This is a genomic window from Bacteroides parvus, assembly GCF_017309675.2.
Taxonomy (GTDB): domain Bacteria; phylum Bacteroidota; class Bacteroidia; order Bacteroidales; family Bacteroidaceae; genus Bacteroides; species Bacteroides uniformis.
This window is the reverse complement of the sequence record NZ_CP084680.1, coordinates 2,219,346-2,232,431: the sequence shown is the minus strand read 5'-3', so window position 1 is coordinate 2,232,431 and position 13,086 is coordinate 2,219,346. Positions and strand designations below refer to the sequence as shown.

Below are 13,086 nucleotides of genomic sequence, written 5' to 3'. Positions count from 1 at the left end.
AGAGTGGAAGCAAATAGTGCTATTTATTTCTCTGAAGTATAAAGTACCAGCTTTCCGGACTTCAATCCTTTAGCCCTTGCCTCAAACACAATCTCACCGGCTTGCTCGCCACTCTGCACAATAGCCGTCAGCTGACCGCTGAAAGCCGGCATCTTGGGCAGATGGAACAAATCGAGGCTGGTAGCATCTCCATTGGCAGCAGCGCGATATTTTCCGGCACCCTTCACCGAGAAGCTTACCATGCGGCTGTCTGCCGGACAAAGATTACCGTCCTTATCCACGACACGGACTGTGATATATGCCAGGTCCTTACCATCGGCAGACAAGCGGGTGCGGTCGGCAACCAGCTCCAGGTGATGGGGCTTGCCAGCGGTACGAATCATCTTTTCTTCTGCAGGCTTACCGGAAGCATCATAAGCCACCACTTTCACTTCGCCCGGTTCATAAGGAACATCCATCCACATCAAGCGATAGCGACGCTGCAAAGCAAGGGAGTCCTGACCTTCCAAAGCACGGCTTTCATCAGCAGTAAGTTTCCGTTGTTTGCCATAACTCTTTCCGTTGACGAACAGTTCGGCACTGGGATAGCTGGTGTAAACAAAAACCGGAGTATTCTCCCCTTCCCTGCCCGGCCACGTCCAGTGCGGAAGGACATGCAAGGTATTTGCCTGCTTGTTCCATAGGCTGCGGTACAGATAGAAACGGTCTTTGGGGAGGCTTGCCAAGTCTATGATACCGAAAACGGAGCTGTGGCTGGGCCAGGAATCCGTACTATAAGGAGAAGGCTCACCCAAATAATCAAAGCCCGTCCAGACGAACTGTCCGATTGTCCAGTCATAATCATCAGCCAAAGCAAAATCCTCATCGGGAAGATTCGACCAGGAACAACACTCCACATCATAACCGGAACACTGATGGTCATCATACATCACACTAGCTCCCTTCTGTACGGGAAATTTATAGACACCACGAGAACTTACAGTGGAAGCCGTCTCCGAACCAAGCACAATATTCTGTGGAAGAGTCTCATAAGACTCCACATAACGGTGAGCCCGATAATTAAGACCGGGTACATCAATCATTGCCGCAAACCCGTTGGCAAGCACGCAAGTCACCTGGTCCATACCGCAAGTAACGGGGCGTGTAGGGTCTTCGCGATGGCAAATATCCTGCAGGAAAGAAGCCACTTTGTAGCCCTCGGGACTACATTGGGTAGGAACCTCATTTCCTATACTCCACATTACCACACAAGGATTGTTCCGATACTGATGCAGCATATTTACCATATCCTTTTCTGCCCATTCGTTGAAATAGCGGTGATAACCATTCTCACATTTGGCAATATCCCATTCATCGAAAGGTTCCAACATCATCATAAAGCCCATCTCGTCACAGAGTTCCACCAATTCGGGTGCAGGCATATTGTGGGAGGTACGGACTGCATCACATCCCATATCCTTCAATAATGTCAACTGACGGCGAAGAGCAGCCACATTGACAGCCGCACCCAACGGGCCCAAATCGTGGTGATTGCATACCCCCTGGAATTTACGGTGCTTACCATTCAGGAAGAATCCCTTATCAGCTATAATCTCAATGCTGCGGATACCAAAACGCGTGGTATATTCGTCAGTCTGTTTGCCATCTACATAAATCTTAGATACTGCCTTATATAAATAAGGTGTCTCAGGAGACCACAGAGACGGAGCATTTATCAGAAAATTCTGCTCAAATGGCTGTCCGTGATTAATTTTCCGGCTATTATCCTTACGGGCTACTATCTTACCGTCCGGCGCAATAATATCAGTAGAAATACGAACATCCGCATCACCGGCATTCCGTATTGTAGTACGCAGACGCACGGAAGCGTATTCAGCAGAAACATGCGGTGTGGTGAGCTGTGTACCCCAAACCGGAACATGGACACGTTCCGTAGTAACCAGGCGGACATTGCGATACAATCCCGCCCCCGGATACCAACGGGAGGACTGGGGTCTGTTTTCCAGACGGACAGCCAGCACATTGTTTTTACCGTCGGCATTCAGCAAACCGGTAACATCGCAATGAAAAGAGTTATATCCGAAAGGCCAGAAACAAGCTTCTTTCCCATTGACATAGACCCGAGCCTCACTCATAGCACCATCGAAAACCAGAGTGACCTGTTTGTCTGCAGAAGCATCAAAAGCCGTACGATACCAACCGACACCCACATAAGGCAACCCTCCGGTACGCCCGGTCTTTACGGAAGCTTGTTTTTCAAGGTCTTGCGTAACCGCTACCTCCTGCAAATCGTTGTTGCGGTCGAACGGACCAAAGATGGCCCAATCATGAGGAATGGTCACTGTTTCCCACTTACTGTCGTCGAAATTTGTTTGTGTTGCTTCGGGAACATCTCCCTTGGTGAACTTCCAGTTCTTTTCCAACAATGCTTCTGTACGCTGCGCCATTGCCGCCAAGGCAAAAAAGGCGCAGCAGGAAAAGATAAGTATTGTCTTTCTCATTCTTCTTTAAAAGATTTTGTTAATATAATTATTTAAAAGCATCCATTATCACAGTGGGGCGGCCGTCTTCAGTGAATGCCCCCAGCCGATATTGGTTCGGCCTGCATTCCGGTTCCCAGTAGAACACGCCCTTGCAGCGTCCACCGGTATTCTCCTTGCACTCTTTCAGGATACGTGCCAGTTGGCGTTTCCCTTCTGCCAGCACGGAAGCACTTGCCAGATTCCCTTTGTCGTCAGCACACTCCATGCCGGTTTCCACCACCATCACGTCACAGTTGTATTTCCGGGCTACACTATTAATATTGGCAATACACTCGGTGATAGTTCTATCAGCTGTATATTCCTTGTGCTCGAGCATCGTCCAGTAAGGATAGAGCGACATGCCTATCATATCCCACTTACCGCCATTGGCTTTCAGTTCATTAAAGAACCAGGTATACAATTCGTTGTCATATCCATTGTCCAGATGGACGATGACAATGGCATCGTCGAAGACGGACTTTACCGCATCGTATCCTACATTGATAAAAGCAGCCAGGTTGGCAAAGTTCTCACGGTATTTCACTTTCTCGGAAGTGCTGTTGGAACCCTTTACATCACATTCCCTCACATCATAGGACGCACCACTCAATGCAGCATCTTCATCCCAAAGCATCCCCGGACGGATTTCATTACCTACCTGAACCCACTTGGGAGTAACTCCTGCCGCTTTCAGCGCATTAAGTACATCGGCAGTATGGTCGGCGATGGCTTTCTTCAAGTCGACCAAGTTCAGTCCTTTCCATGCAGCAGGCTTATGCTGCTGTCCAGGGTCGGCCCACCAGTCACTGTAATGGAAGTCTACCATTACGTCCATGCCCAGCTCTGCGGCACGCTTGGCTTTCGTCACCAAATCGGCCGTATTGCACCAGTTATCGTGTTCTTTGGGATTGACCCATACTCTGAGTCGAACCGCATTCAGGCCCAAATCCTTCATCAGCTGGAAACAATCGGTCTCCACACCGGAGGTATTGTAAAATTTCATACCCTTATGTTCCATCTCCGTCACCCAACTGATGTCGGCACCTTTAGCAAAGTCCGTAACCAGAGGTTCCTCCTTATCGGGAAGTCCACCGGCGTTGGGATCTGTCTCATTATTGCTGCTGCATGCAAATACGGCAAAGGCAATACAAAAAAAGAAAGTCAAGAACTTCATGTGTTTCATGGCGTTATCATCATTAATTGCATACTGCAAATATAAGCATTTAGGGAATATAGAACTATATATCACCTCTATTTGTCAAAATACGGGTGTCTGCAATCGTTTGCACAAACTTACAACCCGATAAACCTCAACGAATAAGCCCAATTTACCATATTACGTTATTTTTGCAATCGGATTAGGGAAGTTTACCTTATCTTTGTCCTCAAAACTATACCATGAATAAACCGCAGATTACCATCAAGGATATTGCCCGGGCGCTGAATGTCTCCCCTTCTACCGTGTCAAGAGCGCTGAAAGACAATCCGGACATCAGCAAGGAAACTCGTGATCTTGTCCATGCCTATGCGCGCGAACATAGCTATAAGCCCAATGTACTGGCTGTAAACCTCCGCGCAAGCCGCAGCAATACCATCGGCGTCATTGTTCCCCAACTGGTACACCACTTCTTTTCCTGCGTATTGAGTGGAATTGAGAAAGCAGCGGCGGATGCCGGATATAATATCATAGTGGCGCAGAGCAGCGAATCGTACGAGCAGGAAGTGAAGATTGTGCATTCTTTCCTTGCCGCCCGTGTCTGCGGAGTCATCGCTTCACTTGCCAAGGATACTTCCAAATACGACCATTATCAGGAGCTGCTGAACAACGACATTCCCATCGTCTTTTACGACCGTATATGTACGGGGTTGAAAACCGAGCGAGTGGTGGTGGACGACTATGCCGGCTCCTTTGCGGCCGTGGAATACATGATACAGACCGGATGCAAGCGTATTCTTTTCTATAGTGCGGCTCCCCACCTGGAGATTACCAAGAATCGCCGGAACGGCTACCTGGATGCCATGAAGAAGTATAAAATTCCAGTGGACGACAGCATGATTCTGTTGTGCGACACCCGTGAACGCGCCATCTCCATCACTCCCGACCTATTGGAAAGCGAAAACCGCCCTGACGGTTTCTTCGCCATCAACGACGAGACAGCTTCAGGCATACTGTATGCCTGCAAACTGGTCGGCATAAAAGTTCCCGATGAAGTATCCATCTGCGGATTCACCGACGGAGCCATTGCCCAAAGCACCGACCCGAAGCTGACTACTGTGGAGCAACATGGCGAGGAAGTAGGTAAAAGCGCTTTCAGCATTCTAATCGGAAAGCTGGAGGGAGAAGAGAAAAGCAACAACAAGATAGTACGTACCAATCTGGTGATAAGAGGAACAACGAAATAATAAAACATATTGAACCATCATGAAAGTAAAACCCGATTTAAGTTTCTGGAAGCTGTGGAACATCAGCTTTGGTTTTTTCGGCGTGCAGATTGCATATGCTTTGCAGAGTGCAAACATCAGCCGTATCTTTTCCACTTTGGGTGCAGACCCGCATAATTTGAGTTATTTCTGGATCCTGCCGCCGTTGGCAGGTATCATTGTACAACCCATTGTGGGAGCCGCCAGTGACAAGACCTGGACACGCTTCGGACGGCGCATTCCTTATCTGTTTATAGGTTCGTTGGTGGCCGTACTCGTCATGTGCCTGCTACCCAATGCCGGAAGCTTCGGCATGGCAGTAAGTACAGCCATGATTTTCGGTCTGGTATCGCTGATGTTCCTTGATACCTCCATCAATATGGCCATGCAGCCCTTCAAAATGATGGTGGGCGACATGGTGAATGAGAAACAAAAAGGACTCGCCTACTCCATCCAGAGTTTTCTATGCAATGCAGGTAGCCTGGTGGGTTATCTCTTCCCGTTCATCTTTGCATGGATTGGCATCAGCAATACAGCTCCCCAAGGAGTAATCCCCGCCTCGGTTATTTACTCATTCTACATCGGAGCGGCCATCCTTATCTTCTGCGTCATCTACACTTCGATCAAAGTAAAAGAGATGCCGCCTGCCGAATATGCAGAGTATCACGGCATCACCGAAGAAGAGGAACATGAAAAGACCAACATGCTAAAGCTGCTTATCAACGCTCCGAAAGCATTCTGGACTATCGGACTGGTACAGTTCTTCTGCTGGTTTGCCTTTATGTTCATGTGGACTTATACCAACGGCAGCATCGCTGCCAATGCTTTCGACGCTCCTACAGTAGAGCACCTGGTAGATGGTGTGACCAAAATAGTACTCGACACCAAGAGCCTGCAATATCAGAATGCCGCCGACTGGGTAGGCGTACTGTTTGCCGTGCAAGCCATCGGCTCTGTGCTTTGGGCCATCTGCATACCGATGTTCAAGGACCGCCGCTGCGTCTACTCACTCAGCCTTGTTCTGGGAGGTATAGGTTTCATTTCCACCTACTTCATACACGACCCTTATATGCTCTTCATTTCCTTCTTGCTGATAGGGTGCGCATGGGCTGCCATGCTGGCACTGCCGTTCACCATCCTAACCAACGCACTGAGCGGAGGACACATGGGTACTTATCTGGGACTTTTCAACGGAACTATCTGTATCCCGCAGATTATAGCGGCAGCCTTGGGCGGCATCATCCTTGCCTTGTTTACTCCCAAAGGAGGACTGCCTCCTGAAATCAATATGCTTGTGTTAGCAGGAGTCATGCTGATAATCGGTGCTTTCTGTGTATATTTAATCAAAGAGACCAAAGGAGAGAAAGCAAACTAAGAATCACCCCCGAAGTACTCTGAGACGGAAATATTGACCGACACCGGGCAACATTCCACCTGACACCGGGGAAAGCATCGTTCGGTACCAAGGAACGATACTTTCCCGGTGTCTTTTTGATGTCTTTCCTTGCCTTTCTTTATTTTTGTCCTTACTTTTCTTCTTTATTTCCGCATATTGCTTAACTTTACGGCGATAACTACAGAAAACACGTCGTCATGAAGAAATACCTCAAGACCGATGAATGGAATATCATCGAAGACCAATTCCACCCCGACCGTCAACGGATGTCGGAAAGTATATTCAGTCTCGGAAACGGACGTTTCGGGCAACGGGGGTATTTTGAGGAGCCTTACAGCAGTGACAGTTACCGTGGTTCATTTGTGGCCGGCATCACTTTCCTGGACAAAACCCGCGTAGGATGGTGGAAGAACGGATTTCCCCCATATTACACCCGCATACCCAAGGCTGCCGACTGGAGCCGTATCAACCTGCGCCTCATCGATGAGGAACTCGATTTGGCAGGCTGGGATGTCGACAGCTTCAACCGCCGCCTCGACATGAAAGAGGGTATCTCCTACCGGGACATGGAGGTGACCTCTCCCCGGGGAAACCAGCTCCGCATCCATATAGAGCACATCACGGATATGGCAAGACCCAACCTCTGTCTCATCAAGTACAGTGTGTCCTCCATCAACTATACCGGTAGAATCTCACTCGTGCCCATCCTTGACGGGAATATCGTGGACGATGCCGACCTGCCGAACCTGAAAATATGGAACATCCTGCGTTCCGGTTCTACCAGCGACTGTGCCTACCTCTGGACACAGACCCGCCGGGAAGATGCACAAGTGTGCTACGCCATGACTTACCAATTCTTCAAAAACAACAAGGAAACCACTGCCAATCCCATACGGATAGAAAAGGAAAAGCAGACCGGTTTCAGCGTAGGTGCCGACGTAAAACCCGGAGACAACGTGACACTCATCAAATACACCGCCATCGCTTCTTCTCTTTACCACGAACGGAGTGAATTGGTGGAGCACTCCATGACCGAGGCACGCGAAGCCAAGAACATAGGCTGGAATACGCTGGTAGAAGAGCATCGAAGGGCCTGGCAGGAAATCTGGGACGAAACGGATGTCGTCATCGAAGGGGACCCGGAAGCACAGCAAGGTATCCGGTACAACATATTCCAGCTGTATCAGACTTACCGGGGAGATGACCCGCGCCTGAACATCGGCCCCAAAGGATTCACCGGAGAAAAATATGGCGGCAATACCTATTGGAACACGGAATTGTGTTGTGTACCGTTTTTTCTGCTCTCCACTCCCAAAGAGATTGCAAAGAACTTGCTGGCATACCGGCACAACCAGCTTCCCAAGGCCATAGAAAACGCCCGCAAACTGGGTTTCAAGGACGGTGCAGCGTTGTTTCCGCAGGTAACCAACAACGGAGAGGAATGCCACAGCGAATGGGAAATAACCTTCGAGGAAATCCATCGCAACAATATCATTGTTTATGCCATCGTTCAGCATGCAGTACTGACGGGTAATATGGACTATATCGCCCAATATGGCCTGGAAGTTATGATTGCCGTCAGCCGCTTCTGGAGCCAACGGGTATCCTTCTCCCAACCCAAACAGAAATATGTCATACTGGGAGTTACCGGCCCGGATGAATACGAAAACAATGTGGACAACAACTGGTACACCAACTATTCCTGCATACAATGCCTCAAGATGACCCTCCGTTTTCTGGAAATGATAGCACAGCAATATCCGGACGAATATGCCCGCATACGCCGCATCACCAATCTCGACCAAGTAAAGGAAAGCGCCCGGTGGAGAGACATCATCGAACACATGTATCTGCCGGAAGACAAGGAACGGGGAATTTTTATCCAGAATGACGGCTATATGGATAAAGTACTGGAAAGTACAGATAACATTCCTGCCGAAGAACGCCCCATCAACCAACATTGGTCATGGGATCGCATTCTGCGCTCTTGCTACATCAAGCAAAGCGACGTGTTGCTCGGACTTTACCTTTATTATTTCTATTTCGACACGGAAACCGTCCGCCGCAATTTCGAGTTCTATGAGCCGATGACCGTACACGAATCCTCCCTTTCTCCCCACATCCATTCCATCCTGGCTGCACGCATCGGCAAAGTGGAAAAAGCTTACCAGCTTTTCCTGCATGCCACGCGGCTTGACCTGGACGACTACAACAACGAAGCGGACCAAGGTCTGCACATAACCAGTATGCCCGGCAGCTGGCTGGCCATTGTACGCGGATTTGCAGGTATGCAGGTGCTGAAGGAGACATTGTGTTTCTCCCCCGTCATACCGCAAAAATGGGACAGCTATTCATTCAAGGTGAATTATCTGAAAAACACACTTCACATACGGGTAGGAAAAGAAATCGAAATCTCGCTTACAGCAGGCAGCAAAGTGGACATACAAGTCTACGGACACCCATATACGCTGGAACGGGGGACGGAATTAAAAATTAATGTGCTCATGTAATTAACCATATTGGCACATTAAATCATCATTTATCCTATAACCGGGAGAACATTTGGTTGTTTTCCCGGTTTTATGTTTTTATATATACCTGAACGAATAACTATATACTTGTTTACCAATGAAAAAAATGTTTCTTTTCGCCCTGGTCACGACGTTGCTCATCACGTCGTGCGGGCAAAAACAAAAGGGTAGCAATACCCTTATCCGACCGGTGAAGACTGCACAAGTCAGTTCACAGTCGGTTATCCACAAAGACTTCTCCGGAATGGTGGAAGCCGTGGAATATGTGAGACTTGCCTTCCGCGTCAGCGGACAAATCATCAACCTCCCGGTTGTAGAGGGACAGCGGGTAAAGAAGGGGCAACTGATTGCCGCCATCGACCCACGCGACATCTCCCTGCAATATGCAGCCGACAAAGCTGCCTACGAAACAGCTGCCGCACAAGTGGAACGTAACAAACGGCTACTTAGCCGCCAGGCTATCTCCGTGCAGGAATACGAAATCAGCGTAGCCAACTATCAGAAAGCAAAATCCGCCTACGAGTTGTCCGGCAACAATATACGGGATACGCGGCTGACAGCCCCTTTCGACGGTTCCATCGAAAAACGGCTGGTAGAGAACTATCAGCGTGTCAATGCGGGAGAAGGGGTTGTACTACTGGTAAATACACAGAAACTACGAGTCAAGTTCACCGTACCGGATGATTATCTCTATCTGCTCCGTGCCAAGGACGTAAAGTTCAAGGTGGTGTTCGATAGCTACCCCGCAGAGGCTTTCGATGCCAGACTGGAAGAGTATCTTGACATCTCCACAGCAGGGACGGGTATTCCGGTGACAATAACAATTGACGACCCGCACTTTGACCGTGCACGTTATGACGTAAAACCGGGATTCACATGCAAAATAAAGCTGGCATCGGATGTCACTCCCTTCCTGGAAGAAAAGCTGATGAATGTACCGTTAAGTGCCGTATTCGGTAACAGTGAAAACCAGAAAACGTATGTATGGGTGGTGGAAGGTAATAAAGTCAGCCGTCGCGAAGTGAGCGTTTATTCTCCAACGGGAGAGGCAAACCTGCTTATCTCTAAAGGGCTGGAACCGGGAGAAACCGTTGTGACGGCCGGAGTATACCAGCTGACAGAAGGAGAAAAGGTAAAAATTGATAATTGATAATTAAACAACATGAATCTAGCCAAATATTCATTAGACAACACGAAGATAGTCTACTTCTTTCTGGCTGTGCTGCTTATCGGCGGCATACTGTCATTCGGCAGGTTGGGAAAGAAGGAAGACGCACCTTTCGTCATCAAGTCGGCAGTCATCATGACACGCTACCCGGGAGCGGAGCCGGCAGAAGTGGAACGGCTCGTCACCGAACCCATCTCCCGAGAAATACAGTCGATGAGCGGCGTCTACAAGATAAAGTCAGAGTCTATGTACGGACTCTCCAAGATAACCTTCGAACTGCAACCGTCACTCTCTGCCGCATCCATTCCGCAGAAGTGGGACGAACTGCGGCGCAAAGTGCTCAACATACAGCCCCAACTGCCCGCAGGCTCTTCTGTGCCGACCGTCTCGGATGATTTTGGAGACGTTTTCGGCATCTATTACGGCCTGGTGGGTGACGACGGTTTCTCTTATGAAGAAATGAGAAACTGGGCGGAACGAATCAAGACACAAGTCATCACGGCAGACGGTGTGATGAAGGTAGCCCTTTTCGGTACACAGACAGAGGTCATCCATATATTCATCTCCGTAAACAAGCTGGCAGGAATGGGTATCGCCCCCAAGCAGCTGGCCAGCCTGCTGCAATCGCAGAACCAGATTATCAATACGGGTGAAATCAGTGCTGGAGAACAACAGTTACGCATCGTGGCCAACGGTACCTACACGACTGTCGATGATATCCGCAACCAGGTTATCACTACCTCCGGCGGACAAGTCAAGCTAGGCGACATCGCCATCATTGAAAAGGGATACATGGAACCTCCCGGCAATATCATGCACGTCAACGGAAAGCGCGCCATCGGTATCGGCATCTCCACAGACCCTACAAAGGATGTGGTAAAAACCGGTGAACTGGTAGACCGGAGGCTTGCCGAACTCATGCCCCTCATCCCCGTGGGGCTGGAACTGGAAAGTCTGTATCCCGAAAACGTGATTGCCCAAGAAGCCAACAACGGGTTCATCATCAATCTGATAGAATCCATCCTGATTGTGATTGTAATCATCATGCTGGTGATGGGCATGCGTGCAGGAGTACTGATTGGCTCTTCCCTTATATTCTCTATCGGAGGCACACTGCTCATTATGTCGTTTCTTGGCGTAGGTCTGAACCGGACCTCCCTCGCCGGATTTATCATAGCCATGGGAATGCTGGTGGACAATGCCATCGTGGTGACAGATAATGCCCAGATTGCCATTGCCCGCGGCATCGACCGCCGGAAAGCGCTGATAGACGGTGCCACCAGTCCCCAATGGGGATTACTGGGAGCAACGTTCATTGCCATCTGTTCGTTCCTGCCACTGTATCTGGCTCCCTCTTCCGTAGCCGAAATCGTGAAACCGCTATTCGTAGTGCTGGCCATTTCCCTGGGATTAAGTTGGGTGCTGGCGTTGACACAAACCACTACATTCGGCAACTTCATACTGAAAGCAAAGGCAAAAGATGGTGGTAAAGACCCATACGACAAGCCTTTCTACCATAAATTCGCCTCCATCCTCGGCACACTGATACGCAAGAAGGCGTTGACCCTTGGCAGCATTACAGCACTGTTCATCCTCTCCCTTTTCGTCATGGGACTGATGCCCCAGAACTTCTTCCCTTCTCTGGACAAACCCTACTTTCGGGCAGATGTATTCTATCCGGACGGGTACAGCATCCGCGAAGTAGAAACCGAAATGAAAAAGGTGGAAGCCCATCTGATGCAGCAGCCGGAAGTGAAACGGGTATCCGTCACATTCGGCAGCACACCGTTGCGTTACTATCTGGCCTCCACTTCCGTCGGCCCCAAACCTAACTTCGCCAATATCCTGGTGGAAGTAACGGACAGCAAATATACCAAGGAACAGGAAAAGAACCTTGATGCCTACATGAAGGCCAACTATCCCAATGCCATCACCCGTACCATGTTGTTCAAGCTCTCCCCTGCCGTAGATGCCGCCATTGAAATCGGGTTCATCGGCAATAACACGGATACGCTGGTCATGCTGACCAACAAGATTCTGGACATCATGCACCGTAACGACGAACTTATCAACGTGCGCAACTCCTGGGGCAATAAGATACCGGTATGGCATCCCATTTACAGTCAGGAACGTGCACAACCGTTGGGTATCTCCCGTCAAAGCATGGCACAGAGTATCCAGATCGGTACGAACGGCATGACACTTGGAGAATACAGGGAAGGAGACCAAGTACTCCCCATTCTGTTGAAGGATAAAACCATCGACTCTTTCCGTATTAACGACTTGCGTACACTCCCCGTATTCGGCACTGCACGCGAAACAACCACTCTGGAACAAGTCGTCAGCCGGTTCGACTTCCAGTACAAGTTCTCCAATGTGAAAGACTACAACCGGCAGATGGTGATGATGGCGCAGGCCGACCCACGCCGCGGTGTGAATGCCATTGCCGCCTTCAACCGTATATGGAAGCAAGTGCAGAAGGAGATTGAAGTGCCCGAAGGTTACACCATGAAATACTTCGGAGAGCAGGAAAGCCAGGCAGAAAGCAATGCCGCACTGGCAGCTAACCTGCCGCTGACATTCTTCCTTATGTTCGTCACCTTGCTGTTTCTGTTCCGCAGCTACCGGAAACCGATTGTTATCCTGCTGATGCTGCCGCTTATCTTTATAGGTATTGTACTGGGACTGGTGGTATTGGGAAAATCATTCGACTTTTTCTCCATCCTCGGCTTGCTGGGGCTGATTGGAATGAATATCAAGAATGCCATCGTGCTGGTGGACCAGATTGATACGGAAACCGCTGCCGGGAAAGCACCGCGTGAAGCCGTTATCAGTGCAACGACCACCCGTATTGTCCCGGTGGCTATGGCATCGGGTACCACTATCCTGGGAATGTTGCCGTTATTGTTCGACGCCATGTTCGGCGGCATGGCGGCAACCATTATGGGTGGTTTGCTGGTAGCCTCGGCATTGACATTATTCGTGCTGCCGGTGGCTTATTGCGCCATTCATAAAATCAAGTGAGAGAACATTCAACAATTTACAGTT

At 49.4% G+C, this 13,086-nt stretch carries 7 protein-coding genes; 5 read left to right on the top strand and 2 right to left on the bottom strand.

Going from position 1 to position 13,086, the window contains the following annotated elements; all coding sequences use genetic code 11:
• Positions 1–23: 23 nt before the first annotated feature.
• The gene (locus tag JXR92_RS08855; RefSeq protein ID WP_138344746.1) at positions 24–2,501 is read right to left on the bottom strand and encodes a glycoside hydrolase family 2 TIM barrel-domain containing protein; all 2,478 of its coding nucleotides are present in this window, start codon (positions 2,499–2,501) and stop codon (positions 24–26) included.
• Positions 2,502–2,529: 28 nt separating this feature from the next.
• Positions 2,530–3,705, bottom strand: coding sequence for a glycoside hydrolase family 53 protein (locus JXR92_RS08850; RefSeq protein WP_138344744.1), 1,176 nt, complete (start codon positions 3,703–3,705; stop codon positions 2,530–2,532).
• A gap of 215 nt (positions 3,706–3,920) precedes the next feature.
• On the opposite strand from JXR92_RS08850, the gene JXR92_RS08845 reads away from it, so the two are divergent.
• From JXR92_RS08845 to JXR92_RS08825, 5 genes are all read left to right on the top strand, one after another.
• The gene (locus JXR92_RS08845) at positions 3,921–4,925 is read left to right on the top strand and encodes a LacI family DNA-binding transcriptional regulator (RefSeq protein ID WP_117601172.1); all 1,005 of its coding nucleotides are present in this window, start codon (positions 3,921–3,923) and stop codon (positions 4,923–4,925) included.
• A gap of 19 nt (positions 4,926–4,944) precedes the next feature.
• Entirely contained in the window at positions 4,945–6,318 is a 1,374-nt protein-coding gene (locus JXR92_RS08840; RefSeq protein WP_117966256.1) for an MFS transporter, read from the top strand.
• A gap of 218 nt (positions 6,319–6,536) precedes the next feature.
• Positions 6,537–8,849: a family 65 glycosyl hydrolase domain-containing protein gene (locus tag JXR92_RS08835; protein WP_117601170.1), complete on the top strand. Its 2,313-nt coding sequence runs from the start codon at positions 6,537–6,539 to the stop codon at positions 8,847–8,849.
• Between the two features lie 118 nt (positions 8,850–8,967).
• Positions 8,968–10,020 (top strand): efflux RND transporter periplasmic adaptor subunit, encoded by a 1,053-nt coding sequence (locus JXR92_RS08830; protein WP_138344742.1) that lies wholly within the window; start codon positions 8,968–8,970, stop codon positions 10,018–10,020.
• A gap of 12 nt (positions 10,021–10,032) precedes the next feature.
• Positions 10,033–13,062 carry an efflux RND transporter permease subunit gene (locus JXR92_RS08825; protein ID WP_117601168.1) on the top strand — a complete coding sequence of 1,010 codons (3,030 nt, stop codon included), beginning with the start codon at positions 10,033–10,035 and terminating at the stop codon, positions 13,060–13,062.
• Positions 13,063–13,086 lie beyond the last annotated feature (24 nt).